The organism is Streptomyces sp. NPDC001406 (genome assembly GCF_042895285.1).
Classification (GTDB): domain Bacteria; phylum Actinomycetota; class Actinomycetes; order Streptomycetales; family Streptomycetaceae; genus Streptomyces.
In genome coordinates this window covers 1-26252 of sequence record NZ_JBIAWG010000005.1, presented here as the reverse complement: position 1 = coordinate 26252, position 26252 = coordinate 1, and the positions used below count along the sequence as shown (strand labels likewise).

At 70.2% G+C, this 26252-nt stretch carries 22 protein-coding genes; 9 read left to right on the top strand and 13 right to left on the bottom strand.

Features of this window, described 5'->3' with window-relative positions; genetic code table 11:
- Nucleotides 1-72 precede the first annotated feature (72 nt).
- The 3 genes from pyk to pta all read right to left on the bottom strand — a co-directional run bounded on the left by pyk (nt 73) and on the right by pta (nt 4908).
- Nucleotides 73-1500 (bottom strand): pyruvate kinase, encoded by a 1428-nt coding sequence (pyk, locus tag ACFY1J_RS13120; RefSeq protein WP_390708960.1) that lies wholly within the window; start codon nt 1498-1500, stop codon nt 73-75.
- Between the two features lie 112 nt (nt 1501-1612).
- Entirely contained in the window at nt 1613-2821 is a 1209-nt protein-coding gene (locus tag ACFY1J_RS13115; RefSeq protein ID WP_390731236.1) for an acetate kinase, read from the bottom strand.
- Entirely contained in the window at nt 2818-4908 is a 2091-nt protein-coding gene (gene pta, locus ACFY1J_RS13110; protein ID WP_390708962.1) for a phosphate acetyltransferase, read from the bottom strand. The genes ACFY1J_RS13115 and pta overlap by 4 nt, the downstream gene beginning before the upstream one ends.
- A gap of 181 nt (nt 4909-5089) precedes the next feature.
- On the opposite strand from pta, the gene ACFY1J_RS13105 reads away from it, so the two are divergent.
- Nucleotides 5090-6115 (top strand): ATP-dependent 6-phosphofructokinase, encoded by a 1026-nt coding sequence (locus ACFY1J_RS13105; RefSeq protein ID WP_390708963.1) that lies wholly within the window; start codon nt 5090-5092, stop codon nt 6113-6115.
- Nucleotides 6116-6179: 64 nt separating this feature from the next.
- Here the strand turns inward: ACFY1J_RS13105 and ACFY1J_RS13100 are convergent, their stop codons facing one another.
- The gene (locus ACFY1J_RS13100; RefSeq protein ID WP_390708964.1) at nt 6180-6809 is read right to left on the bottom strand and encodes an XRE family transcriptional regulator; all 630 of its coding nucleotides are present in this window, start codon (nt 6807-6809) and stop codon (nt 6180-6182) included.
- A gap of 424 nt (nt 6810-7233) precedes the next feature.
- The gene (locus ACFY1J_RS13095; protein ID WP_390731235.1) at nt 7234-8082 is read right to left on the bottom strand and encodes a 5'-methylthioadenosine/S-adenosylhomocysteine nucleosidase; all 849 of its coding nucleotides are present in this window, start codon (nt 8080-8082) and stop codon (nt 7234-7236) included.
- Nucleotides 8083-8115: 33 nt separating this feature from the next.
- On the opposite strand from ACFY1J_RS13095, the gene ACFY1J_RS13090 reads away from it, so the two are divergent.
- A complete protein-coding gene (locus ACFY1J_RS13090; protein WP_390708966.1) occupies nt 8116-8691 on the top strand; it encodes a hypothetical protein in 576 nt (191 codons plus the stop codon).
- A 9-nt stretch (nt 8692-8700) separates the two neighbouring features.
- Here the strand turns inward: ACFY1J_RS13090 and ACFY1J_RS13085 are convergent, their stop codons facing one another.
- The gene (locus tag ACFY1J_RS13085) at nt 8701-9387 is read right to left on the bottom strand and encodes a response regulator (RefSeq protein WP_390708967.1); all 687 of its coding nucleotides are present in this window, start codon (nt 9385-9387) and stop codon (nt 8701-8703) included.
- Entirely contained in the window at nt 9384-11048 is a 1665-nt protein-coding gene (locus ACFY1J_RS13080; RefSeq protein ID WP_390708968.1) for an ATP-binding protein, read from the bottom strand. The genes ACFY1J_RS13085 and ACFY1J_RS13080 overlap by 4 nt, the downstream gene beginning before the upstream one ends.
- Before the next feature lie 153 nt (nt 11049-11201).
- Here ACFY1J_RS13080 and ACFY1J_RS13075 point away from each other — a divergent pair, with 153 nt between their 5' ends.
- Complete coding sequence (locus tag ACFY1J_RS13075; RefSeq protein WP_390708969.1) at nt 11202-12584, top strand: cation:dicarboxylate symporter family transporter; 1383 nt, start codon at nt 11202-11204, stop codon at nt 12582-12584.
- A 163-nt stretch (nt 12585-12747) separates the two neighbouring features.
- Here the strand turns inward: ACFY1J_RS13075 and ACFY1J_RS13070 are convergent, their stop codons facing one another.
- On the bottom strand, nt 12748-13365 hold the full coding sequence (locus tag ACFY1J_RS13070; RefSeq protein ID WP_390708993.1) for a TetR/AcrR family transcriptional regulator: 618 nt from the start codon (nt 13363-13365) through the stop codon (nt 12748-12750).
- A gap of 179 nt (nt 13366-13544) precedes the next feature.
- Between ACFY1J_RS13070 and ACFY1J_RS13065 the strand changes: the two genes are divergently transcribed.
- A complete protein-coding gene (locus tag ACFY1J_RS13065; RefSeq protein ID WP_390708970.1) occupies nt 13545-15224 on the top strand; it encodes a DHA2 family efflux MFS transporter permease subunit in 1680 nt (559 codons plus the stop codon).
- A gap of 109 nt (nt 15225-15333) precedes the next feature.
- On the top strand, nt 15334-16098 hold the full coding sequence (locus ACFY1J_RS13060; RefSeq protein ID WP_390708971.1) for a DUF2127 domain-containing protein: 765 nt from the start codon (nt 15334-15336) through the stop codon (nt 16096-16098).
- On the opposite strand, the gene ACFY1J_RS13055 is transcribed toward ACFY1J_RS13060, so the two are convergent.
- A complete protein-coding gene (locus ACFY1J_RS13055; RefSeq protein ID WP_390708972.1) occupies nt 16095-16355 on the bottom strand; it encodes a MarR family winged helix-turn-helix transcriptional regulator in 261 nt (86 codons plus the stop codon). The genes ACFY1J_RS13060 and ACFY1J_RS13055 overlap by 4 nt on opposite strands.
- A 108-nt stretch (nt 16356-16463) precedes the next feature.
- On the opposite strand from ACFY1J_RS13055, the gene ACFY1J_RS13050 reads away from it, so the two are divergent.
- The 4 genes from ACFY1J_RS13050 (at nt 16464) to ACFY1J_RS13035 (ending at nt 19940) form a co-directional block, all read left to right on the top strand.
- Nucleotides 16464-16667, top strand: a complete 204-nt coding sequence (locus ACFY1J_RS13050; protein ID WP_390708973.1) for a hypothetical protein — start codon at nt 16464-16466, stop codon at nt 16665-16667.
- Nucleotides 16668-16738: 71 nt separating this feature from the next.
- Entirely contained in the window at nt 16739-17167 is a 429-nt protein-coding gene (locus ACFY1J_RS13045) for a MerR family transcriptional regulator (RefSeq protein ID WP_390708974.1), read from the top strand.
- Complete coding sequence (locus ACFY1J_RS13040; protein WP_390708975.1) at nt 17164-17496, top strand: thioredoxin family protein; 333 nt, start codon at nt 17164-17166, stop codon at nt 17494-17496. Before ACFY1J_RS13045 ends, ACFY1J_RS13040 begins: the two co-directional genes overlap by 4 nt.
- 119 nt (nt 17497-17615) lie before the next feature.
- A complete protein-coding gene (locus ACFY1J_RS13035) occupies nt 17616-19940 on the top strand; it encodes a HelD family protein (protein WP_390731325.1) in 2325 nt (774 codons plus the stop codon).
- Here ACFY1J_RS13035 and glgB read toward each other — a convergent pair.
- The 4 genes from glgB to ACFY1J_RS13015 form a co-directional block, all read right to left on the bottom strand.
- A complete protein-coding gene (gene glgB / locus ACFY1J_RS13030) occupies nt 19915-22431 on the bottom strand; it encodes a 1,4-alpha-glucan branching enzyme (protein ID WP_390731234.1) in 2517 nt (838 codons plus the stop codon). The two genes, ACFY1J_RS13035 and glgB, sit on opposite strands and share 26 nt — an antisense overlap.
- Nucleotides 22432-22458: 27 nt before the next feature.
- The gene (locus ACFY1J_RS13025) at nt 22459-23859 is read right to left on the bottom strand and encodes a maltokinase (RefSeq protein ID WP_390731233.1); all 1401 of its coding nucleotides are present in this window, start codon (nt 23857-23859) and stop codon (nt 22459-22461) included.
- An 87-nt stretch (nt 23860-23946) separates the two neighbouring features.
- Nucleotides 23947-25647, bottom strand: a complete 1701-nt coding sequence (gene treS, locus ACFY1J_RS13020) for a maltose alpha-D-glucosyltransferase (RefSeq protein WP_390731232.1) — start codon at nt 25645-25647, stop codon at nt 23947-23949.
- Nucleotides 25644-26252: DUF3459 domain-containing protein (locus ACFY1J_RS13015; protein WP_390731231.1), on the bottom strand; the 609-nt coding region annotated here is incomplete at its 5' end. The genes treS and ACFY1J_RS13015, both read right to left, overlap by 4 nt.

Genomic DNA, 26252 nt, shown 5'->3' with positions numbered 1-26252 from the left:
CGCTCACAAGCTGAGGGCGCCCCCTGCCACAGGGGGCGCCCTCAGCGTCGTACAAGATCCTTCAGCGGGGCGTCACTTGCCGTCGCCGCCGACGTGGTGGACGCGGACCATGTTGGTGGTGCCGGGGACGCCGGGGGGCGAGCCGGCGGTGATGATGACCGTGTCGCCCGGGGTGAAGCGGTTGAGCTTGGCCAGCTCCTGGTCGACCATGTCGACCATTTCGTCCGTGCTGTTCACGAACGGAACGATGTGCGACTCCACGCCCCAGCTGAGCGTCAGCTGGTTGCGGGTGCCCTCGTCCGTGGTGAAGGCCAGGATCGGCTGGGTCGCGCGGTAGCGGGACAGCCTGCGGGCGGTGTCACCGGACTTGGTGAAGGCGATCAGGCCCTTGCCGCCCAGGAAGTCCGCGATCTCGCACGCGGCACGCGCGACCGAACCACCCTGCGTACGGGGCTTCTTGCCGGGGACGAGTGGCTGCAGGCCCTTGGAGAGCAGCTCCTCCTCGGCCGCGGTGACGATCTTCGACATCGTCTTGACCGTCTCGACCGGGTACGCGCCCACGCTCGACTCGGCCGACAGCATGACCGCGTCGGCGCCGTCCAGGATCGCGTTGGCCACGTCGGAGGCCTCGGCGCGGGTCGGGCGGGAGTTGGTGATCATCGACTCCATCATCTGGGTCGCCACGATCACCGGCTTGGCGTTGCGCCGGCACAGCTCGATCAGGCGCTTCTGCACCATGGGGACCTTCTCGAGCGGGTACTCGACGGCGAGGTCGCCACGGGCGACCATCACGGCGTCGAACGCCAGCACGACGCCCTCCATGTTGTCGACCGCCTGCGGCTTCTCCACCTTGGCGATGACGGGGACCCGGCGGCCTTCCTCGTCCATCACCCGGTGGACGTCGTTGACGTCCTTGGCGTCCCGCACGAAGGACAGCGCGACCATGTCGCAGCCCATGCGCAGCGCGAACCGCAGGTCCTCGATGTCCTTGTCGCTCAGCGCGGGCACGTTGACGGCCGCGCCGGGCAGGTTGATGCCCTTGTGGTCGGAGACGACACCGCCCTCGATGACGATCGTCCGCACCCGCGGGCCCTCGACGTCCACCACCTTCAGCTCGACGTTGCCGTCGTTGATCAGGATCTGGTCGCCCCGTGCGACATCGCCCGTCAGGCCCTTGTACGTCGTACCGCAGATCTGCTTGTCACCCGGCACGTCCTCGGTCGTGATGACGAACTCGTCACCACGCTCCAGTTCGACCGGACCCTCGGCGAAGGTCTCCAGACGGATCTTGGGGCCCTGCAGATCGGCGAGGACGCCGATGGCGCGGCCGGTCTCCTTGGAGGCGGCCCGGACGCGGTCGTACCGCGCCTGGTGCTCGGAGTGGGTGCCGTGGCTGAAGTTGAACCGAGCCACATTCATGCCGGCCTCGATCATGGAGACGAGCATCTCGTGGGAGTCGACCGCGGGGCCGAGAGTACAGACGATTTTCGAACGGCGCATGGGGCGATCCTATCGGTTTGTTTCGCTACGGAATATTCCGTCTGGTGGAAGATACAAATGGGCGGACGTGCGCTCAGTCGTGTTACCGCCGTGTAATTGCTCAGCTGTTCGCTCAGCTGTTCTTTCCGACCAGTGCGTAGGTCTGTGTGGCGATCTCCAGTTCCTCGTCGGTGGGCACCACGGCGACGGCCACCCTCGCGTGCTCGGGCGAGATCAGCCGTGGCCGATCGCCGCGTACGGCGTTCAGCTCGCCGTCCACCGCCAGGCCCAGCTCCTCCAGGCCCGCCACGGCAGCCTCTCGCACGGGACTCGCGTTTTCCCCGACTCCCGCTGTGAAAGCGACCGCGTCCACCCGTCCGAGCACCGCGTAATAGGCGCCTATGTACTTCCTCAGGCGGTGAATGTAGATGTCGAAGGCGAGACGCGCCCGTTCGTCGCCCTCGTCGATCCGACGGCGGATCTCCCGCATGTCGTTGTCACCGCACAGCCCGAACAGACCGCTTCTCTTGTTGAGAAGAGTGTCGATCTCGTCCATGGACATTCCGCCAACACGCTGCAAATGGAAGATGACGGCCGGATCCAGGTCGCCGGAGCGCGTCCCCATCACGAGCCCCTCCAGCGGGGTGAGCCCCATGGAGGTGTCCACGCACCGGCCGCCGCGCACCGCCGAGGCGGACGCCCCGTTGCCCAGGTGCAGCACGATGACGTTGACCTCCTCCGGCGCCTTCCCGAGCAGCTTCGCGGTCGCCCGGGAGACGTAGGCGTGCGAGGTGCCGTGGAAGCCGTAGCGCCGGATGCGGTACCGGTCCGCGAGCTTCGGGTCGATCGCGTAGCGCGCCGCGGACTCCGGCATGGTCGTGTGGAACGCCGTGTCGAAGACCGCGACCTGGGGCAGGTCGGGGCGCAGCGCGAGGGCCGTGCGGATGCCGGTGAGGTTGGCCGGGTTGTGCAGCGGCGCGACCGGGATCAGCCGCTCGATCTCGGTGAGCACGGCGTCGTCGATGACGGTCGGCTCGGTGAAGAACATGCCGCCGTGCACCACGCGGTGCCCGATCGCGGCCAGTTCGGGCGAGTCCAGGCCGAGACCGTCCTTGGCCAGTTCCTCGGCCACGGCCTTGAGGGCGGCGTCGTGGTCGGCGATCGGCCCGTTCTCCTCACGGGTGGCGCCCGAGGTGAGACAGGTGTGCTTCAGCCGGGAGGTCTGCTCGCCGATGCGCTCGACGAGACCCGCCGCCAGCCGGCTGCTGTCGCGCATGTCCAGCAGCTGGTACTTCACCGACGAGGAGCCGGAGTTGAGGACGAGGACGCGGGTGGCGGTCACTGGGCGGTTGCCTTCTCGCTCGAGGTCTGGGCCTGGATGGCCGTGATGGCGACGGTGTTGACGATGTCCTGGACCAGGGCGCCCCGGGACAGGTCGTTGACCGGCTTGCGCAGACCCTGCAGGACCGGGCCGACGGCGATCGCGCCGGCCGAGCGCTGCACGGCCTTGTACGTGTTGTTGCCGGTGTTGAGGTCGGGGAAGATCAGCACGCTGGCCTGTCCGGCGACCTCGGAGCCGGGCAGCTTGGTGGCCGCGACCGACGGCTCCACGGCCGCGTCGTACTGGATCGGCCCCTCGATCTTCAGGTCGGGCCGGCGCGAGCGCGCCAGCTCGGTCGCCTCGCGCACCTTGTCGACGTCGGCGCCCGAACCGGACGTACCCGTGGAGTACGACAGCATCGCGATCCGCGGCTCCACGCCGAACTGCTGCGCGGTGGCGGCCGACTGGATGGCGATGTCGGCCAGTTGCTCGGCGTTCGGGTCCGGGTTGACCGCGCAGTCGCCGTAGACCAGCACCTTGTCGGCCAGGCACATGAAGAACACGGAGGAGACGATGGACGACTCCGGGGTGGTCTTGATGATCTCGAAGGCGGGCCGGATGGTGGCGGCCGTGGAGTGCACGGACCCGGAGACCATGCCGTCGGCGAGACCCTCCTGGACCATCAGGGTGCCGAAGTAGTTCACGTCGGAGACGACGTCGTAGGCCAGCTCCACCGTCACGCCCCGGTGAGCCCGCAGCCCGGCGTACGTCTGGGCGAAGGCGTCGCGCAGCTCGGAGGCGGCCGGGTCGATCAGCTGGGCGTCGCCGAGGTCCATGCCGAGGTCGGCGGCCTTCTTGCGGATCAGGTCGACGGGACCGAGCAGGGTCAGCTCGCACACGCCCCGGCGCAGCAGCACCTCGGCGGCGTGCAGCACACGCTCCTCGGTGCCCTCCGGCAGGACGACACGGCGCTTGTCGGAGCGGGCCTGTTCGAGCAGCTTGTGCTCGAACATCATCGGGGTGACCCGGTCGCTGCTCGGCGCGGAGACCCGCTTGAGCAGATCACCGGTGTCGACGTACCGCTCGAACAGACCGAGCGCGGTCTCCGCCTTGCGCGGGGTGACCGCGCTCAGCTTGCCCTCCAGGGAGAACAGCTGCTCGGCGGTGGGGAAGCTGTTGCCGGGCACCGAGACGACCGGGGTGCCCGGGGCGAGCCGGGCGGCGAGGGTGAGGATCTCCTCGGAGGGCCGCTCGTTCAGGGTGAGCAGCAGGCCGGCTATCGGCGGGGTGCCGGCGCTGTGCGCGGCGAGCGAGCCGATCACCAGGTCGGCGCGGTCGCCCGGGGTCACCACCAGGCAGCCGGGGGTCAGGGCGCTGAGCAGGTTCGGCAGCATGGCGCCGCCGAAGACGAAGCCGAGCGCGTCCCGGGCCAGCCCCGAGTCGTCCCCGAGCAGCACGGTGCCGCCCAGGGCCTGGGTGATCTGGGAGACCGTCGGCGCGGACAGCGCGGGCTCGTCGGGCAGCACCCAGCACGGGACCGGCAGCCGGTTGCCGAGCCGCTCGGCGATCTCGTCGCGATCCTCACGGGCCACCCGGTTGGCGACCATGGCGAGGACGTCGCAGCCGAGACTGTCGTACGCCCGGAACGCGTTGCGCGTCTCGGCGCGCACGGACTCGGCGGTCTGCCGGCGGCCGCCCACGACCGGGATCACGGACGCGCCGAACTCATTGGCGAGCCGGGCGTTCAGGGACAGCTCGTCCGGCAGCTGGGTGTCGGCGAAGTCGGTGCCGAGGACCAGGACGACGTCGTAGTCCCGCGCGACCAGATGGAACCGGTCGACGAGGATGGACACCAGTTCGTCCGTTCCCTGTTCGGCCTGCAGCGCGGACGCCTCGTGGTAGTCCATGCCGTAGACGGTCGCCGGGTCCTGGGACAGCCGGTACCGGGCGCGCAGTAGCTCGAACAGGCGATCGGGATTGTGGTGGACGAGTGGCCGGAACACCCCCACCCGGTCGACCTGCCGGGTCAGCAGCTCCATGACTCCCAGCTCGACGACCTGGCGGCCGTCGCCGCGGTCGATCCCCGTCACGTACACGCTGCGCGTCACGTGGGCACTCCGTTTCGTCTGTCACGTCTCCGCATAAAAATCGCCCACCAAGGTGAGCAGATCCCTCTTGACAATACCCCTGGCGCTAGATAAGGCGCCCGTCAGGGCATCGGCCCCCTGACGGACGTGAAACAATCGGACTTGCTCACCGGTACCAACAGCGACCAGGAGACACAGCACGATGCGCATCGGAGTTCTCACCGCAGGCGGCGACTGCCCCGGCCTGAACGCAGTGATCCGGTCTGTCGTGCACCGGGCGGTGGCGCATTACGGCGACGAGGTCATCGGCTTCGAGGACGGCTACCGGGGACTGCTCGACGGCCACTACCGCACCCTCGACCTGGACGCGGTCAGCGGCATCCTGGCCCGCGGCGGCACCATCCTCGGCTCCTCCCGACTGGAGCGCGACCGGCTGCGCGAGGCCTGTGAGCGGGCCACCGACATGGTCGGCGAGTTCGGCATAGACGCGCTGATCCCGATCGGCGGCGAGGGCACGCTGACCGCCGCCCGGATGCTCTCCGACGCCGGGCTGCCGGTCGTGGGCGTGCCGAAGACGATCGACAACGACATCTCCTCCACGGACCGCACCTTCGGCTTCGACACCGCGGTCGGCGTGGCCACGGAGGCCATGGACCGCCTCAAGACCACCGCCGAGTCCCACCAGCGCGTGATGGTCGTCGAGGTCATGGGCCGTCACGCGGGCTGGATCGCCCTGGAGTCCGGCATGGCCGGCGGCGCCCACGGCATCTGCCTGCCCGAACGCCCCTTCGACCCGGCCGACCTGGTGAAGATGGTCGAGGAGCGGTTCTCCCGCGGCAAGAAGTTCGCCGTCATCTGCGTCGCCGAGGGCGCCCACCCCGCCGAGGGCACCATGGACTACAGCAAGGGCGAGATCGACCAGTTCGGCCACGAGCGCTTCCAGGGCATCGGCACGGCACTGGCGTACGAGCTGGAGCGGCGCCTCGGCAAGGAGGCCAAGCCCGTCATCCTCGGCCACGTCCAGCGCGGCGGCACCCCGACCGCGTACGACCGCATCCTCGCCACCCGCTTCGGCTGGCACGCGGTGGAGGCCGCGCACCGGGGCGAGTTCGGCCGGATGACGGCGCTGCGCGGCACCGACATCGTGATGGTGCCGCTCGCGGAGGCGGTCACCGAGCTGAAGACGGTCCCGAAGGACCGGATGGACGAGACGGAGTCGGTCTTCTAGGACCGTCCAGGCACGGCGCGCGGTCCTGCGCGGTCGTGCCGGGTTCTGCCAGGCCCTCTTGGTCTCAGGCCGTACTGGCCTCCACCCTCGACCAGAAGTGCTCCACGATCCGGTCGAGGAAGTCACGGCCGTTGCCGCTGGAGTCCTCCGCGGCACTGGTGCCGCCCCAGCTCAGCGTGGCCACCATCTGCCCCTGGTAGTCCTGGTGCAGCTCCTGGAGGGCGCCCTCCAGGAGCCGGCGGTCCAGCGGCACCATCCGGCCCACCGGTCGCACATAGGCCCGCCACCGCGTGGTGACCGCACTGCGCAGCAACTCGGCCAGCTTCCCGTCGCGGCCGCTGACGGTCACGAAGTCGGGCAGGGACAACGCGAGCAGCTCGGCGAGGGTGGCGGACTGCCGCTCGGTGCCGCGCCACTCGTCGTGCTCCTCCATCCGCAGATAGGCGAGGAGTTCGACCCCGACGGCGAGGGCGACGTCCTCCGCCGCAAGCCCACGGGCGACACGGTGCTCGCGCAGACTGCGCGGCCGCCCGATCAGCTCACCCGGCGAACACCACAACACCGCGGCGAGAGCGGTGAGTTCGGGACTGCTGGGCGTGGCGAGGCCCCGCTCCCAGGTGACGACCAGGTCAGCGGTGACGTACGGCAACCCGTACGAGGCACGCATCCCGTGGGCGACGTGTTCGGGTGTCATGCCGAGAGCGGCACGGAGTTTGCGGGCGGCGGGGGCGTTGAAGGGGGGACCTGGCTGGTTCCGTGGGTCTGGCGGTCGGCGCACAGCGGACAACGTACGGGTGGGCGGGGGCGATGACTACGGTCAGTTCGGCCAGGATCACGGATTGTAGGAACGTACGGAGGTTGATGTACAAGCGGCGCATAGGTGTCCGGTCCTCCGTGGCGGGGTCGCGCCTGGACGATCCGTCAGAAGGTCAACGAACGGAGGCGGGAGATCGTGGCACTCGAGGTGATGCCCGACCACGTCCGCCTGCCCGTCAAGCACGCTGCCAAGTCGTCGGCTTCGTATGCCGCGAACCAGTGAAGGGCTTCACTTCACGCATGCTCCGGGAGGCGTTCTCGAACCTGCGATCGAAGCATTCCACGCAGTGGGGGTGCTGCCCCTATCGCCGTTCGCCTTGCTTCCCGGTCACGGGTCCGTAGAAGGTCCCGCCCCGGAAGTCGATGTAGTCGCCCCCGTAGACGGCTCGGGGCCCCTCCTCGGAGTGCGCGGAACCATGGCCGCCTCCGGGTCGGTGCCTGCGCAGTACCGCCATCGCCACCGATGCCGCCCGCGTGGCCGCCCGCTGCTGTGAACCCCCGGCGTCCGCCTCGGACTTCCGCGCGTCGGCGCGGTCGCTGATGCCCCGGACGACCAGGGCGTCCACGTGCCCGCTCAGCTGCGCCGCGTGGGCCGCGCCGGACCCCTCCATCTCGATCGCGGCCGCGTCGTTGTAGTGCTCCCGGAGGTGACGGGCGACCTCGGAGCCGGCGTCGGCCAGGACGACGTCACCGGTGGCGATCGGCTTGAAGTGAACCCGTACGTCCGTCATGTCCCGTACGACCGAACGCGCGGCCTGCACCAGCGCGTTGGAGCCGTACCAGGCCTCCGGGCGGACGAGCAGGCCCTCGGTGGTCTGCTTGCCGCCGTGGATGCCGTACACCTTGGTTCCGACGACGACGTCGCCGATGCCGATGTCGTCCTTGAGGCCGCCCGCGACACCGACGAAGAGGACCGCCCGCGGACGGAGCCAGTCGATCAGCGACGCGGTGAGCGCCGCGGTGGCCCTGGCGCCCTCGCCCAGCTCGCCGATCGCCACGTGCCAGGAGGTGCCGGGCAGCCGTCCGCGTTCGAGCCGGGTGCCGTTGCCGGGGTGGACGAGTTCCTGCCGGTCCTCGACATGGGCGCGGACGGCGGAGTACTCCAGAGCGAGTGCGGTCAGGACCAGAACGGTGGGCTGTGTCTCCGGCACACTCTTAAGGTACTGCCGGGGGAAGGGGTCCCAGTGCCGGAACGAGACGTCACCGTGGGGCAGTTGCTGCTCATCGAGTACCAGACCGTCAAGGACGAGCAGAAGACGAGGATCGGGTTCCGGGACAACCTCCTCTACGTCACGCTCACCGTCGTCGCCGCCGTCATCGCCGCGTCGGCGCAGGCCGGACAGTCCGCCATGCTGCTCGCGCTCCCGCCGGTCTGTGTGGTCCTCGGCTGGACCTATCTCGTCAACGACCAGAAGATCTCGGCGATCGGCCGGTACGTTCGCGAGGACCTGGGTCCCCGGCTCGCGCGGCTCGCCCGGTCCGAAGAGGTCGGAGGGTCCGGAGCGTCCGGGGAGATCGCAGGGGTCTTCGGCTGGGAGCGCGTTCATCGCGGCGACCGGCGTCGCCGGTCGCGCAAGGCCGTGCAGTGCGTCATCGACCTGCTCGCCTTCTGCCTCGTGCCGCTCGCCGGGCTCACCGTCTACTGGACCGGCGGGCAGGGCAGCGGCGGCCTCCTCGTGGTGTCCGTCGTGGAAGCCCTGGCCGTGGTCGGTCTCGGCGCACAGGTCGTGTCGTACGCCGGGGCGAACACCTCCGGGTGACGGGGCGGCTCACTGCCCCCTGACCCACCGGTACTGCAACTCCGGCCGCCCCACGGTCCCGTACTGCGGACTGCGCGCCGCCCGCCCCGCGTCCACCAGGTGCTCCAGATAGCGGCGGGCCGTGATGCGGGAGATGCCGACCGCCTCGGCGACACCGGCGGCCGTGAGGCCCTCCGCGCAGTCCCGCAGGGTCACCGTGACCCGCTCCAGCGTCGGCCCGCTCAACCCCTTCGGCAGTGCAGCCGGCCCGGGTGCCCGGAGTGAGGCCAGCGCCCGGTCCACCTCGTCCTGGCCGCTCGCCTCGCCCACCGCCGCACGGAACTCGGCGTACCGCACCAGCCGGTCCCGCAACGTCGCGAAGGTGAACGGCTTCAGGACGTACTGCACGACCCCGAGCGAGACCCCCTCCCGGACCACGGTCAGATCCCGCGCCGAGGTCACCGCGATGACATCGGCGTGATGCCCGGCCGCCCGCAGGGAACGCGCGAACTGCAGGCCGTGCACATCGGGCAGATGCAGATCGAGCAGCAGCAGGTCCACCGGCGTACGGTCCAGGAGGCGCCGTGCCTCCGCCCCCGTGTGCGCCTTGCCCACGGCGACGAACCCCGGCACCCGGCCGACGTACATCACATGCGCGTCCGCCGCCACCGGGTCGTCCTCCACCACCAGCACGCGGATGGACTGCTCGTTCGTCATACGTCGCCTCCAGACACCGGGGACGGCCCGACCGCCGTGTGCAACGGCAACCGCACCTCGAACTCCGCCCCACCACCGTCGGCCTCCGCCACCGTCAGCGTCCCCTGCTGACGGTGCACGGCCTGCCGGACCAGGGCCAGGCCGAGCCCGCGCCCGCCCGGTCCCGCCGGCTTGGTGGTGAACCCCCGCTGGAATACCAGTTCCGCATGGGCCGGATCCACACCGCTACCGGTGTCCGCCACCCGCAGGACGAGTTCCCCGCCCTCCGCGCCTTCCGCGCCCGCCTTGTTTTCCGTGTACGCCGTCACCGTCACCCGCGCCCCGACGCTGCCCTGCGCCGCGTCCACCGCGTTGTCGATCAGATTTCCCAGGATGGTCACCAGATCGCGGGCCGGGAGGCCGGGCGGGAGCACCCCGTCGTCCAGTTGGCTGTCCTCGGAGAGGACCAGCTCCACGCCCCGCTCGTTCGCCTGCGCCGTCTTGCCGAGCAGCAGGGCGGCCAGGACCGGCTCGCTCACCGCCGCCACCACCTGGTCCGTCAGCGCCTGCGCCAGTTCCAGTTCCGCCGTGGCGAAGTCGACCGCCTGCTGAGCGCGGCCCAGTTCGATCAGGGAGACCACCGTGTGCAGACGGTTCGCCGCCTCGTGCGCCTGGGAGCGCAGCGCCTGTGTGAAACCGCGTTCGGAGTCCAGCTCGCCCATCAGGGACTGGAGTTCGGTCACGTCCCGGAGCGTCACGACCGTTCCGCGGCGCTCGCCGCCCGACACCGGCGAGGTGTTCACGACCAGCACCCGGTCCGCCGTCAGATGGACCTCGTCCACCCGGGGTTCGGAGGCGAGCAGGGCACCCGTCAGCGGGGCGGGCAGCCCGAGTCCCGCCACCGACGTGCCGATCACATCCGCCTCGGCCGGCACGCCCAGCAGCTCCCGGCCGCCGTCGTTGATCAGCGCCACCCGGTACTGGCCGTCCAGCATCAGCAGCCCCTCGCGCACCGCGTGCAGCGTGGCCTCGTGGTAGTCGTGCACCTGGCTCAGCTCGGTCGCGTTCATGCCGTGGGTGTGGCGGCGCAGCCGGGCGTTGACGACGTACGTACCGACCGCGCCCAGCAGCAGGGCGCCGCCGGCCACCGCGAGCAGCGCCGTCACCTGGCCCTGCACCCGCTTGCTGATCGCCTCGACCTTGATGCCGGCGCTGACCAGGCCGATGACGCGGCCGTTCTCCTCCACGGGCGTGACGGCGCGGACGGACGGACCGAGTGTGCCGGTGTACGTCTCGGTGAAGGTGTGGCCGTGCTGGGCGGGGCCGATACGGCCGAGGAAGTGCCTGCCGATCTGCTTTTCCTCGGGGTGCGTCCAGCGGATGCCGGACGGGTTCATGATCGTCACGAAGTCGACGTCCGCATCCCGCATCACCTGGAGGGCGTAGGGCTGCAGCCGGAGGGTGGGGTCGGCGGTGTGGATGGCGGCGCGGACCGAGGGGGAGTCCGCGATCGAGCGGGCCACGGCCGTGGCGTGCCGGGCCGCCGCGTCCTCGGCCTGCCGCTGGTCGCTGACGTAGGTGAACAGCGCGTACCCGGCCACGAGCACCGCTATCAGCACGGCCTGCATGGCGAAGAGCTGGCCGGCCAGGCTGCGGGGACGGGGGACGGACGGGAAGCGCATGTCGTCAGTGTGCCTCTGCGGTTAAGCGTGAACTAAATGAACGGAAGGGTGACCGCCCTCACAGGGCGGGAGATAGTCACGGCATTCCCCATAACCCCCGGACGTGAGCCGCACGCCGGTGTGTTGCCGACGAAGACGTCAAGGAGGGCAGCCGTGGCCGCCAGTACCCCCGATACGGCTCCAGCCGCACCCGCTGTGAAGCGGGACCGTACCCACTACCTGTACATCGCCGTCATCGCGGCGGTCGCGCTCGGTATCGCCGTGGGGCTCATCTGGCCCGACCTCGGGGTCGAGCTCAAGCCCCTCGGTACGGGCTTTGTGAACCTGATCAAGATGATGATCTCGCCGATCATCTTCTGCACGATCGTGCTCGGGATCGGGTCCGTCCGCAAGGCCGCCAAGGTCGGCGCCGTCGGCGGTATCGCCCTCGGCTACTTCCTCGTCATGTCGCTGGTCGCGCTGAGCATCGGGCTCGTCGTCGGCAACGTCCTGCACCCGGGCGACGGGCTGCATCTGACCGACGCGCTCAAGGCGACCGGGCACGACCAGGTGTCCGCGGACGCGCTGCCGCCGGTCGAGTTCGTGCTGTCGATCATCCCGGTGACCTTCGTCTCCGCGTTCACCGAGGGACAGGTCCTGCAGACCCTGCTCGTGGCGCTGCTCACCGGGTTCGCGCTGCAGGCCATGGGCCCGGTCGGCCAGCCGGTGCTGCGCGGCATCGAGCACATCCAGCGGCTCGTGTTCCGCATCCTCTCCATGGTGATGTGGGCCGCCCCGATCGGTGCCTTCGGCGCCATCGCGGCCGTGGTCGGCTCCGCCGGTCTGGACGCGCTCAAGAGCCTCGCCGTGCTGATGCTCGGCTTCTACGTGACCTGCTTCCTGTTCGTCTTCATCGTGCTCGCCGCGCTGCTGCGCGCCGTCTCCGGGCTGAACATCTTCTCGCTGTTCAGATACCTGGGCCGGGAGTTCCTGCTGATCCTTTCCACCTCCTCCTCCGAGTCCGCGCTGCCGCGGCTCATCGCGAAGATGGAGCACCTGGGCGTCAGCAAGGCCGTCGTCGGCATCACCGTGCCGACCGGCTACTCCTTCAACCTCGACGGCACCATGATCTACATGACCATGGCGTCGCTCTACATCGCCGACGCGCTCGGTACGCCGATGTCGATCGGCGAGCAGATCCCGCTGCTGCTCTTCCTGCTCCTCGCCTCCAAGGGCGCGGCGGGCGTCAGCGGCGCGGGGCTTGCGACCCTGGCCGGTGGTCTGCAGTCGCACAAGCCCGCGCTGGTCGACGGCGTCGGCCTGATCGTCGGCATCGACCGCTTCATGAGCGAGGCCCGCGCCCTGACGAACTTCGCGGGCAACTCCGTCGCGACGGTGTTGATCGGCACCTGGACCAAGGAGATCGACAAGGACCGCGTCAAGCAGGTGCTCGCCGGCGAGCTGCCGTTCGACGAGACGACCCTGCTGGACGAGGGCGAGGCCGCCGTGGCCCCCGAGCCGACCGAGGACGGCGAGAAGGAACTCGCGAAGGCCTGATCGGGGCCCCTCCCAACGCCCCCTTCGACCGCCGGGCGCCCGGCCCTGCCTGAACCCGGGCCGGGCGCCCGGTCCACCGCCCCGGGCGGCTGAGCCTCCCCCCGAAGCTCAGCCGTCCGGCTTTCGTCTGCCCATTCCGGCGTCTACTCGCCCTCTCCGGCGTCTACTCGCTCAGCCTCGCCACCAGTGCGGTGGCCAGGGAGGCGGGCACGCCCGCCGCGGCCAGCACGGCGACCGCGGCGGAGCGGCCCGCCTCCGGTGCTGCCAGCAGGTCGTCGTTCACCGCCTCCATCACCGCGAACAGCATCTGTTCATGCACGTACGCCAGCGCCGGAGCCGGCAGCGGCGAGCTGAACGTCCCTTGTTCCAGGCCCCGTCGCAGCACCTCGGCGCAGGCTTCGCGGACCGGCGTGAGGCGCTCGCGGATGCCCTGCACGGTGACCGTGCGCTGGGCCAGCGCGACCAGCAGCCGGTAGCGGTCGGCGATCTCCCAGACCGCGAGCACCGACCGGGCCACCGCCTCCGCCGGGTCGTCGACCCCCTCGCGTCCCGCCGCGTGCGCGGCCGCCAGCGCCTCCACCGCTTCGTCGATCAGTGTGCCGATCAACGCCTCACGGCTGGGGAAGTGCCCGTACACCGTCCGCCGTACGACCCCCGCGGCGCGCGCGATCTGGTCCATGGAGGCGTCGGGGTCGCGCAGCAGCTCGGCGAGGGCGATGTCGAGGATGCGGCGCCGGTTGGCGTCCGCGCGAGAGCTGTTACCCGTGGTCATGGCTGCCATTCTGCCTGCCCCGCGGAAGGCCTCACGGTCCTTCCGCATGGGCTTCACCTCCTCCAGTTGCACAACGCTGTGCAGTAGCCGTACATTGCACATCGTTGTGCAATTGCACGCCACTGTGCAAGTCCGGTGGTGCGCGTCTGCCCCTTCGTGTGCATCTGTGAGGAAGGCGACCCCTGCTCATGCGACTCGTCATGAACGAACCGGTCGAAAGGACGGACCGCCCCTACGCCCGGCGCTGGTGGGCCCTGCTGGTGCTCTGCCTGAGCCTGCTGATCATCGTGATGGCCAACACCGCCCTCACGGTCGCGGCCCCCGACATGGCCGAGGACCTCGGTCTGTCCAGCGCCGACCTGCAGTGGGTGATCGACGGCTACACGGTCCCGTACGCCGCGCTGATGCTGCTGCTCGGCGCGATCGGCGACAAGTACAGCCGGCGCGGCGCGCTGGTCCTCGGGCTTGTGGTCTTCGGGGGCGGGGCCGTCTCCGGTTACCTCGCCGACAGCGCCACCGCCGTCATCGCGGCCCGTGCGGTCATGGGCGTCGGCGCCGCGCTGATCATGCCCGCCACGCTGTCCCTGCTCGCCGCGACCTTCCCGCGCGCCGAGCGGGCCAAGGCCATCACCCTGTGGACGGCGACCGCGGGACTCGCCATCGCGGCCGGTCCGGTCGTCGCGGGCGCGCTGCTGCGCGACCACGGCTGGTCGTCGACGTTCCTGATCAATGTGCCCGTCGCCGCGGTCGCGATCGTCGGTGCGTTCGTGCTCGTGCCGCCGTCCAAGGCCGGTCACCACGACCGGATCGACTACGTCGGCGGGCTGCTGTCGGTGCTGTGGATCGGCTCGCTGGTCTACATGATCATCGAGGGGCCGCACTTCGGCTGGGGCGCGAAGGCCGTGAGCGCCGCGGTCGTCGCGGGCGTCGGCCTGGTGGCCTTCGTCCTGTGGGAGCTGCGCCACCCGCGTCCCGTACTGGACGTGCGCCGCTTCGCCGACCGCCGGTTCGCGGGCTCCAACCTCGCGGTCGCCCTGTTCTTCCTGGCCGTCTTCGGCGCCTTCTACTACCTCACCCAGCACCTCCAGTTCGTGCTCGGATACGACGCGCTCGGCACCGGTCTGCGCATGCTCCCGCTCGCGGGCGCCGTCTTCGCCGGCTCGGCGCTCACCGGCCGGCTCACCCCGCGCGTCGGCATGAAGTGGACGGTGACCGCGGGCATGGTCGGCGGCACGACCGCGCTGGCCCTGCTGACCCGGGTGGACTCGGCTTCGTCGTACGACGATTTCGTCGCCCCGCTCATCGTCCTCGGCCTGGCCATCGGGCTCGCCCTCTCGCCCTGCACGGACGCGATCATGGGCGCCTTCCCGGAGTCCGAACTGGGCGTCGGCGGCGCGGTGAACGACACCTCTCTGGAGCTCGGCGGCTCGCTCGGCATCGCGATCCTCGGCTCGCTGCTGTCGACGTCGTACGGCAACCACCTCACGGACGCCACCGCGGGCAGCAAGCTCCCGGCGGACGCCCTGACCACCGCGCAGGACTCGGTCGGCGCGGGTTACGCGGTCGCGCAGGGCATCGGCGAGAAGGCGCGCCAACTCGGGGCGCAGGCGGCCCGGGCGACCGACCCGCAACAGGCGGCGAAGCTGAAGGAACAGTCGGCCCAACTGGCCACGGGAGCACGGCAGATGGCCGACGCGGTCGGCTCCGCCTTCTCGGACGCGGTGGCCCACACGAGCCTGGTCGGCGCGGTGGTTCTGGGCGTCGGCACGATCCTGGTGGCGCTGCTGCTGCCGGGCCGTGCGGCCGCCGCACCGGAACCGGAGGCACCCGCGCAGGAGAAGGAGCTGGTGGACAGCGGCGTGCGCTGACCCCTCTCGCCCCTTTCTCACCCGCATCCACTAACGTGCCGTGCCGGATCAACCGGAACGGCACGTTTGTTTTCGCGCGTGTCCGTGAGTACGTATGGAGGCACGGGGGATGAAGATCGACTGGGACCGGCGGCACTGTGCACGCAAGGGGCACGTGACCTATACGCCGGACGAGCCGGCGCTCCGGGAGCGGCTGCACGCCCAGACCGCCCTCGGCGACGCATGGCGCTGTCTGCGCTGCGGCGACTTCGTGCTCGGCGAGCCGCACGGCTCGGGGCCGGCCGACGACGCGCCGCTGGTGCCGCGCGGGAAGGTGCTGCGGGACCTGTTCATCCTGCGGTTCCTGTCGATCGAGCGGGCCGTGCGCGGCGTGTTCATCGTGCTGGTTGCGGTGGCGGTGTGGAAGTTCAGCAACAGCCAGGACGCGGTACGGCGGCTCTTCAACGAGAACCTCGACGTCTTCCGCCCGGTCTTCAGGCACTTCCACTACGACCTCGACCACTCACCGGTCGTCGGCTCCATCCAGAAGGCCTTCGGCTACAAGCACTCCACGCTGCTGCTGGTGGCCGCCCTGCTGCTGGCCTACGCGGTGATCGAACTCGTCGAGGCGGTCGGCCTCTGGTACGCCAAGCGCTGGGCGGAGTACCTCACGGTGGTCGCCACCGCCGCGTTCCTCCCGCTGGAGATCTACGAACTCACCGAGCACATCAGCTGGTTGAAGATCACCACCCTCGTCCTCAACATCCTCGCGGTCCTCTACATCGCCATCACCAAGCGCCTGTTCGGCCTGCGGGGCGGCCGCAAGGCCTTCGACGAGGAGCGGCACAGCGCCTCGCTGATGGAGGTGGAGGAGTCGGCGGGGGTGGCGGTCTAGGCCCAGGGGTCGGTGATCTCCTTGGCCGCCCACGCCCGCTCCGCCAGACACACCAGCCGGGCCCGTTTGTCGGTCGGGTCCGGCGCCCGGCGTACATAGCCCGCCTTCTCCAGCTGGTCGACCAGGAAGCCCGCGGTCTGCTTGGTGATCTGGGCCTGTTCCGCTAGTTCCGTCAGCCGTGTGCCGTCCGGGCCGACACGCTGGAGAACCCGGGCCTGGGCGGGTGTGAAGTCGTCGAAGCCGGCCTCGGCGAGCACACCGAAGATGCGGTTCTCCAGGGCCCGGTACGGGACGAACAGGAGCAGTCCCGTGAGCTCGGCCTGTACGGCGCGGGACTCGGCCTCGGCAAGGACATCGCCGACGAGGTGGTGGCCCGTACGGAGGGCACGACAGCCTCCTTCACCAAGGAGCTGGTACGGCGGTCCGTGCTGATCGCGGCGGAGCGCGAGTCGCCCCGCACCGAGCCGGAGGACGTCCGCGAGGCTCTCGACGAGCTCCTCTCCGACCGCGACCACCTGACCCGCCGGCTGCTCGGGGTGCGGGACGGCGACGAGGACGAGGAACGCTGACCGGTGCCGCGCAAACCGCTGCTCCCGCCGGCCTTGCCCTGACGCCGACGTCAACGCCTACGGTCGTACCCATGCGAATCGGCGAGCTGGCAGCACGGGCCGGAACCACCACGCGGGCGCTGCGGTACTACGAGTCGCGGGGGCTGCTGCCCGCGCGGCGCGACGACAAGGGGCACCGGTCGTACGACGAGGCCGACCTGCGGCTGCTCACCCAGATACGGACGCTGCGGGACTTCGGGTTCGACCTGGAGGAGACGCGGCCGTTCGTGGAGTGTCTGCGGGCCGGGCACCCGGAGGGCGACTCGTGCCCCGCCTCGCTCGCGGTCTACCGGCGCAAGCTGGACGAGCTCGACGCGCTCATCGGGGAGCTGCGGGCGGTGCGGGAGACGGTCGCCGGGCAGCTGGTCCGGGCCGAGCGGGCGCGGGCCGAACTGGCCGCCGAAGCGCTGGTTCCGGGAGGTCCGGAGCCGCTGTGCGAACTGGGAGGGCAGGAGCGTTGATCAAGGCGGACGGTGTGACCGAGGTGACGGACGCGGACTTCGCGGCGGAGGTGCTCGGCTCGGAGCTGCCCGTACTGGTGGAGTTCACCGCCGACTGGTGCCCGCCGTGCCGGCAGATGGGGCCGGTGCTCACGGCGCTGGCCCAAGAGACGAGCGAGCGGCTGAAGGTCGTGCAGCTGGACGTGGACACCAATCCGTTGACCACCAACGCGTACAAGGTGCTGTCGATGCCAACGTTCATGGTGTTCCGTGCCGGTGAACCCGTGAAGGCGATGGTCGGGGCGCGCCCCAGGCGCAGGCTTCTGGAGGAGCTTTCCGACGTCTGGTAAAGCGACGGGTCCGCAAAAAATCCCCCGGGCAATTGCGCTCGGGGGATTTCTGTGCGTATATTCAATGGTTCGCGACTTCAAGTGAATTGAGGCGCGGTGAAGTTCAGTGAGCACAGTATATCCGGGCGGGAGCGGAATTGTCAAACACCGAATTTCCGGACGATGAATTGCGGCACGAGCAGGAATTCATCGACGGACTGTACGCGCGCGTCGATGCCCTCCGCGGCGACACCGAGGGCTCCGTCGCGGACGCCCTCGCGCAGGGTGACAAGCCCATGCAGGCCCGGCTGGAGCGGGACATCCTGGTCGCCGAGCGCTCCGGGCTGCTCGCCGCGCTGAACGCCGTGGACGGCTCGCTCTGCTTCGGCCGCATCGACCTGTCCCCCAAGCTCTCAACTTCGTTCGAGCAGGGGGGACCCCCATCCGGTACCAGCCACCACATCGGCCGTATCGGCCTGCGCACCGACGACGCCGAGCGCACCCCCGTCCTCATCGACTGGCGGGCCGATGTCGCCCGCCCCTTCTATCTGGCCACCGGGCACACCCCGTTGGGGCTGCGCCGGCGCCGGCACATCGCCACCGACGGGCGCCGCGTCACCGCCCTGCACGACGAGATCCTCGACCTCGGCGACGCCACCCGCACCGGTCACGAGGACCCCACCGGGGACGCCGTGCTGCTCGCCGCGCTCAACTCCGCGCGCACCGGCCGGATGAACGACATCGTGCAGACCATCCAGGCCGAGCAGGACGAGATCATCCGGGCGCCGCACCGCGGGGTGCTGGTGGTGGAGGGCGGACCCGGTACCGGCAAGACGGCGGTCGCGCTGCACCGCGCCGCGTATCTCCTCTACGAGCACCGGGAACTGCTCGCCAAGCGGGCCGTCCTGATCGTCGGCCCCAACCCGGCGTTCCTCGGCTACATCGGCGAGGTGCTGCCCTCGCTCGGCGAGACGGGCGTGCTGCTGGCCACGGTCGGCGAACTCTTCCCGGGCGTGAAGGCGACGGCGACCGACAGCCGCGAGGCGGCCGCGATCAAGGGCCGTGCCGACATGGCGGACGTGCTCGCCGAGGTCGTATGGGACTGGCAGTCGCTGCCGGACCCGGTGATCGCGATCGAGCACGACCGCGAGATCCTGATGCTCGACGACGGCCTGGTGAAGGTGGCCCGTGAGCGCACCCGTGCCGCCCGGCTGCCGCACAACGTCGCCCGCGAGCACTTTGAGGGTCACATCCTCAACACGCTCACCGACATGGTGGCCGAACGCATCGGCACCGACCCGTACGACGGCACGAATCTGCTCGACCCCAGCGACATCACCCAGATCCGCGACGAACTCGCCGAGAACCCCGAGGTGTGGGCCGCCGTCGACCAGTTGTGGCCGCGCCTGACGCCGCAGCGCCTGGTCGCGGACTTCCTCGCCGACCCCGTGGGTTACCTCTCGGACGAGGACGCGGCCGCGGTCCGCCGCCCGACCACACGGGCGTGGACCGTGGCCGACGTACCGCTGCTCGACGAGGCGGCCGAACTGCTCGGGGTCGACGAACGGTTGGCGCGGGCGCGGGCGGAGCGGGAGCGGGAGACCCAGGTGGCCTATGCCCAGGGCGTCCTCGACGTCTCGTACGCCTCGCGGACGTACGAGTTCGAGGACAAGGAGGACAGCGATCCCGACGGCTCGGAGGTCCTGTCCGCGCACGACATCATCGACGCCGAGCGGTTCGCCGAGCGCCATGAGGAGGAGGACCACCGCAGCGCCGCCGAGCGCGCGGCGGCCGACCGGACCTGGGCGTTCGGGCACATCATCGTCGATGAGGCGCAGGAGCTGTCGCCGATGGCATGGCGGCTGCTGATGCGGCGCAGCCCGACCCGCTCGATGACCCTGGTCGGCGACCCGGTGCAGACCGCGGAGGCGGCCGGCGTCGGCTCCTGGCAGAAGATCCTCCAGCCGTACGTCGAGGACCGCTGGGAGCACACCCGGTTGGGCGTCAACTACCGGACCCCGGCAGAGATCATGGAGGTCGCGGCGGCCGTGGTGCGCGCCGAGGACCCCGGCTTCGAGCCGCCGAGTTCGGTGCGGTCGACGGGCGTACGGCCGTGGGTGCGCGCGACCGACGACCTGCCGGGCGCCGTGGCCGAGGCGGTGAAGGAACTGACCCCCGACGAGGGCCGGCTCGCCGTCATCGCCCCGCGCCATCTGCACCGCAAGCTGGCCGCACGGCTGGACGGGGTGACGGTGGGCGCCGAGCCCGACCTGACGCGGACCGTCGTCCTTCTCGATCCACGCCAGGCCAAGGGCCTGGAGTTCGACTCCGTCCTGGTGGTGGAGCCGGGCAGCTATGGAACCAGCGACCTGTACGTGGCCCTGACCCGAGCGACACAGCGGCTCGGTGTGCTGCACAAGGGCGCGCTGCCCGAGGGGCTCAGGCAGGCCGCAGCCACACCGTAGCCAGTGGCGGCAGAGTCAGGCGGATGCTCGCGGGGCGGCCGTGCGCCCCCTGCGGCTCCGGTTTGACCGGGTCGGGGTTGGTGACGTCGCCGCCGCCGTACCTCCCGATGTCCGTGTTGAGGCTCTCGTGCCAGGCGGGGATGTCCTCGGGGACGCCGAGGCGGTAGTCGCGGCGGACCACCGGGGAGAGATTCGAGACCGACAGGAGGGGGCTGCCCTCGGCGTCCAGTCTCAGGAAGGCGAAGACGTTGTCGTCCGCCGCGTCGCCGACGATCCACTGGAAGCCGGCCGGATCGGTGTCCCGCTGCCACAGGGCCGGGGTGGTGCGGTAGACGGCGTTGAGGTCGCGGACCAGGTCGCGGATGCCGCGGTGGTCGGACTCGGCGCCGTACGCCGGGTCCAGCAGCCACCAGTCGGGGCCGTGGGCCTCGGACCATTCGGCACCCTGGGCGAACTCCTGTCCCATGAAGAGGAGTTGCTTGCCGGGGTGGGCCCACATGATGCCCAGGTACGCACGGTGGTTGGCCCGCTGCTGCCACCAGTCGCCCGGCATCTTCGACACCAGCGAACGCTTGCCGTGGACGACCTCGTCGTGGGAGATGGGCAGGACGTAGTTCTCGCTGTAGGCGTACACCATCGAGAACGTCATCTCGTGGTGGTGGAACCTGCGGTGCACCGGCTCGTGCTGCATGTACTCCAGCGAGTCGTGCATCCACCCCATGTTCCACTTCAGTCCGAAGCCCAGACCGCCGAAGCCGCTCGGGCCCCTGTGGTGCGTGGGGCGCGTCACGCCGTCCCAGGCGGTCGACTCCTCCGCGATCGTCACCACGCCCGGGTTGCGGCGGTAGACGGTGGCGTTCATCTCCTGGAGGAACGCCACCGCGTCCAGGTTCTCCCGGCCCCCGTGCTCGTTCGGCGACCACTGGCCCGGTTCACGTGAGTAGTCGAGGTAGAGCATCGAGGCGACCGCGTCCACCCGCAGGCCGTCTATATGGAACTCCTCGCACCAGAACACGGCGTTCGCCACCAGGAAGTTGCGCACCTCGCGGCGGCCGAAGTCGAACTCCAGCGTGCCCCAGTCGGGATGCGCGGCCCGCAACGGGTCCTCGTGCTCGTACAGCGGACGTCCGTCGAACTGAGCCAACGCCCAGTCGTCCCGCGGGAAATGGGCCGGCACCCAGTCCATCAGCACACCGATGCCCGCCCGGTGCAGGGCGTCGACCAGGTACTTGAAGTCGTCGGGGGTGCCCAGCCGGGCGGTGGGGGCGTAGAAGCCGGTGACCTGGTAGCCCCAGGAGCCGCCGAAGGGGTGCTCGGCGACCGGCATCAGTTCGACGTGGGTGAAGCCGAGGTCCTTGACGTACGCGGGGAGTTGCTCGGCCAGTTGGCGGTAGGTCAGACCGGGGCGCCAGGACGCGAGATGGATCTCGTACACCGAGAACGGTGCCTCGTGCACCGGAGTGTCCGCTCGGCGCGCCATCCACTCCGTGTCGCCCCACTCGTACCGGGAGGCGTGCACGATGGAGGAGGTGTTCGGCGGGGCCTCGGTGCGCCGGGCCAGCGGGTCGGCGCGCAGGGTCCGGGAGCCGTCCGGGCGGGTGATCTCGAACTTGTACAGCTCGCCCTCGCCGATGCCCGGCACGAACAGCTCCCACACCCCCGAGGAGCCCAGCGACCGCATGGGGTGGCCCGTGCCGTCCCAGAAGTTGAAGCCACCGGCCAGCCGTACGCCCCGCGCGTTCGGCGCCCACACCGTGAAGCGGGTGCCGGCCACGCCCTGGTGCGTCATCGGCTCGGCGCCCAGCGCCTGCCACAGCTGCTCGTGCCGGCCCTCGCCGATCAGATGCAGATCGAGGTCACCGAGCGTGGGCAGGAAGCGGTACGCGTCCTCGGTCTCCCGCACCGTCTCGTCGTACGCCACCAGCAGCCGGTACTCCGGGACCCCGATCAGGGGCAGCAGCCCGGAGAAGAAGCCGTCGCCGTCGTCGTGCAGTTCGGCCCGCAGACGGCCCGACACCACCGTGACGGACCGGGCGTACGGGCGCAGGGCCCGGACGGCGATCCCGCCGGGCACCGGGTGGGCGCCGAGGACGGAGTGCGGGTCGTGGTGCGTGCCGTGCAGCAGCCGCTCGCGGTCGGCGGCGTCCAGGGCGGGGGACACGGCGGTTTCGGCGGGAGCGGGGGCCGTCTTCGTGACCGCCTTCTTCGCGACCGCCTTCTTCGGGGAGGCCTTCTTGGCGGAGGCTTTCCTCGCCGGGGCCTTCTTGGCCGGGGCCTTCTTGACCGCGGCCTTCTTGGCTGTGGCCTTCGTGGTCGCCTTCTTCGCGCCGGCCGTCTTCTTGGCCGCTGCCTTGCCGGCCGCAGGCTTTGCGGCCGTTGGCTTCTCGGCCGCCTCGGCCGACGTCTCGGCTGTTTTCTTCGCTGGCTTCTTGGCCGCCGTCTTCTTTGGATTCTTCGGATCCGAACCGCTGGACGGGGGGCTGGGGGTCACGGACGAGCCTCCTGGGCGAGGGTGAGGTCAGAGCTGGTCGGACAGGGCGAGGCGGTGTACCGCCGACATCGGTACGGGGAGCCAGTCGGGGCGGTGGCGGGCCTCGTAGACGACCTCGTAGACCGCCTTGTCGGTCTCGTGGGCCCGCAGCAGAACGGGATCCGTGCGCGGGTCGCGCCCGGCGACCTCGGCGTACCCGGAGCAGTACGCGGCCCGGCACGCGGCCGCCCAGCCCGGGGCCGGCGGGGTCGCCGAGTGCGCCGCGTAGTCGAAGGAGCGGAGCATCCCCGCGATGTCCCGCACCGTCGGCTGCGGCATGCGCCGCTCGGCCAGCGGGCGGGCCGGTTCGCCCTCGAAGTCGATCAGCGACCACTGCCCGGAGGGTGAGCGCAGACACTGGCCGAGGTGCAGATCGCCGTGGACGCGCTGGGCGGTCCAGGTGCGGCCCTCGGCGGCCAGCTCGGCCAGCGCCTCGTAGGCGGAGCGCAGCCCCGGCTCGTACGGCCCCAAGGTGGGCACTGCCTGTACGGCCGCCTCCAGCCGCTCGACCATGCCGTCCACCAGGCGCCGCAGCTGGACATGGCCCAGGGTGGTCGTGGGCAGCGCGTGGGCGAGTGCCGTGTGCACCTCGGCGGTGGCCCGGCCCAGCGCCCGGGCCTCGGCGGTGAAGTCCTCGCCCTTGGCCAGCTCGCGCAGCGCCAGCTCCCAGCCGTCCGTCGCGCCCCGCACGAACGGCTGGAGCACGGCGAGGACATAGGACTCCTGGGCGGGCTCGCCGGTGTCGGCCATCAGCCACGCCGTCGGCGCGGGCACCCGGGCGCAGCCCTTGCGGGCCAGGACCAGCGGTATCTCCAGGTCGGGGTTGTCGCCGGGGACGATCCGGCGCAGCAGCTTCAGTATGAACGTATCGCCGTAGACGACCGAGGAGTTGGACTGTTCCGCGGTCATCATGCGGGCCACCAGGCCGTCGCGTATCTCCTGGCGTCCGTCCCGCTCGAAGCGCAGCCCGCCGACGCGGGCCTGGGTGCGCAGCGCCTCCAGGAGCACCTCGGCGGGTCGGGGGTCGTACAGGGCGTCGTACACCGTGCGTCCGGCGAGCGGCCCTTCCGCCACGTGTCCGATCAGCGCGGGCGCGAGCCGGGGCGGCAGCGCCTCGCGCACGCCTATCAGGAGCTGGTAGCAGTCGCCGGGGTGGACCGCGGCGCCCAGGACGGGTGGCTGATGGGCACGGACGAGCAGATGGTGCAGGCCCAGCCTGCCGTCGGAGGGCAGCAGTTCGGTGGCCGAGACCAGGGAGAAGCCGGTGACCGGGCGCCCCTTGCCCGCGAACCACCGCTGCCTCGGCAGCCACTCGCGCAGCAGTGGATCGAGTGACGCGAGGAGCTGGCCGGGACTTGTCGTGCCGGAAGGTGTGACCGTTTCCGCCATGGCGGCGCGTCCTTTCCCCGGGGCGTCGGGGTGTGACTGATGGGTGCCCCGGGTGGGGCAGGGGAAACCGCTCCACCCGGGGGTGGACTATGCGGTTTCCCTGCGGAGCCGGAACCAGTAGAAGCCGTGCCCCGCCAGGGTCAGCAGATACGGCAGTTCGCCGATCGCCGGGAAGCGCACCCCGCCGAACAGCTCGACCGGGTGCCTGCCGTTGAACCGCCGCAGGTCCAGCTCCGTCGGCTGTGCGAAGCGGGAGAAGTTGTGCACGCACAGGACCAGGTCGTCCTCGTACTCGCGCAGGAACGCGATCACCGCCGGGTTGGAGGACTGGAGTTCGGTGTAGGAGCCGAGTCCGAAGGCGGGGTTCTGTTTGCGGATCTCGATCATGCGGCGGGTCCAGTGCAGGAGGCTGGACGGGGAGGACATGGAGGCCTCGACGTTGGTGACCTGGTAGCCGTAGACCGGGTCCATGATCGTGGGGAGGTAGAGGCGGCCGGGGTCGCTGGAGGAGAAGCCGGCGTTGCGGTCGGGGGTCCATTGCATGGGGGTGCGGACGGCGTCGCGGTCGCCGAGCCAGATGTTGTCGCCCATGCCGATCTCGTCGCCGTAGTAGAGGATCGGGGAGCCGGGCAGGGAGAGCAGCAGGGCGGTGAAGAGTTCGATCTGGTTGCGGTCGTTGTCGAGGAGGGGGGCGAGGCGGCGGCGGATGCCGATGTTGGCGCGCATGCGGGGGTCCTTGGCGTATTCGGCCCACATGTAGTCGCGTTCCTCGTCGGTGACCATCTCCAGGGTGAGTTCGTCGTGGTTGCGCAGGAAGATGCCCCATTGGCAGCCGGCGGGGATGGCGGGGGTCTTGGCGAGGATCTCGGAGACGGGGTAGCGGGACTCGCGGCGCACGGCCATGAAGATGCGGGGCATGACCGGGAAGTGGAAGGCCATGTGGCACTCGTCGCCGCCGCTCGGGAAGTCGCCGAAGTAGTCGACCACGTCCTCCGGCCACTGGTTCGCCTCCGCCAGCAGCACCTTGTCGGGGTACTGCGCGTCGATCTCCTTGCGCACCCGCTTCAGGAACTCGTGCGTGGCGGGCAGGTTCTCGCAGTTGGTGCCCTCCTGCTGGTACAGATACGGCACCGCGTCCAGCCGGAAGCCGTCGATGCCCAGGTCCAGCCAGAACTTCAGCGCGGAGATCATCTCCTCCTGGACCGCCGGGTTCTCGTAGTTGAGGTCCGGCTGGTGGGAGAAGAAGCGGTGCCAGTAGTACTCCTTGCGGACCGGGTCGTAGGTCCAGTTGGAGGCCTCGGTGTCGACGAAGATGATCCGCGCGTCCTGGAACTGCTTGTCGTCCTTCGCCCAGACGTAGTAGTCGCCGTAGGGCCCGTCCGGGTCCCGCCGGGACTCCTGGAACCACGGGTGCTGGTCGCTGGTGTGGTTCATGACGAAGTCGATGATGACGCGCATGCCGCGCTGGTGGGCGGCGTCCACGAACTCCACGAAGTCGGCGAGGTCACCGAACTCCGGCAGCACCGCCGTGTAGTCCGAGACGTCGTAACCGCCGTCGCGGAGCGGTGACTTGAAGAACGGCGGCAGCCAGAGGCAGTCGACGCCGAGCCACTGCAGATAGTCGAGCTTGGCGGTCAGGCCCTTGAGGTCGCCGATGCCGTCGCCGTCGCTGTCCTGGAAGGAGCGGACCAGGACCTCGTAGAACACGGCGCGTTTGAACCAATCCGGGTCCCGGTCCCCTGCGGGTGTGTCCTCGAAGGTGTCCGGAACGGGCTCGTTGACGATCATTTTGTGGGTGACCCTCCGATCTGCGGGTTGGACGGTCGCAGAACCGTGAAGACGTGCGCGGGTCGCCGACCCGGTTCGAGACGCACGTAATTGGTCCTGCCCCAGTGATAGGTCTCGCCGGTGAGTTCGTCACGCACCGGCACCGACTCGTGCCATTCCAGGCCGAGTTGCGGCATGTCCAACGAGACCGTGGCCTCCTGGGTGTCGTGGGGGTCGAGGTTGGCGACCACCAGAACCGTGTTCGATCCGCTCCGCTTGCTGTACGCGATCACCGCTTCCTGGTCGGCGTGATGGAAGTGGAGATCACGCAGTTGCCGCAGGGCCGGGCTCTGCCGCCGGATGGTGTTGAGGCGGGTGATCAGGGGGGTGAGGGTGTGGCCGTCGCGTTCGGCGGCGGCCCAGTCGCGGGGTTTGAGCTGGTACTTCTCCGAGTCGAGGTATTCCTCGCCGCCCTGCCTGAGCGGGGTGTTCTCGCACAGTTCGTAGCCGCTGTAGATGCCCCACGCGGGAGAGAGCGTCGCGGCGAGCACGGCACGCACCTCGAACGCGGGCCGGCCGCCCTGCTGGAGGTAGGCGTGCAGGATGTCGGGGGTGTTGGCGAAGAA

Bases quoted from the DNA above. Each gene is read 5' to 3' on its own strand.
- pyk (WP_390708960.1), bottom strand. From the start codon at position 1,500: ATGCGCCGTTCGAAAATCGTCTGTACTCTCGGCCCCGCGGTCGACTCC.
- ACFY1J_RS13105 (WP_390708963.1), top strand. From the start codon at position 5,090: ATGCGCATCGGAGTTCTCACCGCAGGCGGCGACTGCCCCGGCCTGAAC.
- ACFY1J_RS13100 (WP_390708964.1), bottom strand. From the start codon at position 6,809: ATGACACCCGAACACGTCGCCCACGGGATGCGTGCCTCGTACGGGTTG.
- ACFY1J_RS13085 (WP_390708967.1), bottom strand. From the start codon at position 9,387: ATGACGAACGAGCAGTCCATCCGCGTGCTGGTGGTGGAGGACGACCCG.
- ACFY1J_RS13080 (WP_390708968.1), bottom strand. From the start codon at position 11,048: ATGCGCTTCCCGTCCGTCCCCCGTCCCCGCAGCCTGGCCGGCCAGCTC.
- ACFY1J_RS13070 (WP_390708993.1), bottom strand. From the start codon at position 13,365: ATGGCAGCCATGACCACGGGTAACAGCTCTCGCGCGGACGCCAACCGG.
- ACFY1J_RS13065 (WP_390708970.1), top strand. From the start codon at position 13,545: ATGCGACTCGTCATGAACGAACCGGTCGAAAGGACGGACCGCCCCTAC.
- ACFY1J_RS13060 (WP_390708971.1), top strand. From the start codon at position 15,334: ATGAAGATCGACTGGGACCGGCGGCACTGTGCACGCAAGGGGCACGTG.
- ACFY1J_RS13045 (WP_390708974.1), top strand. From the start codon at position 16,739: ATGCGAATCGGCGAGCTGGCAGCACGGGCCGGAACCACCACGCGGGCG.
- ACFY1J_RS13025 (WP_390731233.1), bottom strand. From the start codon at position 23,859: ATGGCGGAAACGGTCACACCTTCCGGCACGACAAGTCCCGGCCAGCTC.
- treS (WP_390731232.1), bottom strand. From the start codon at position 25,647: ATGATCGTCAACGAGCCCGTTCCGGACACCTTCGAGGACACACCCGCA.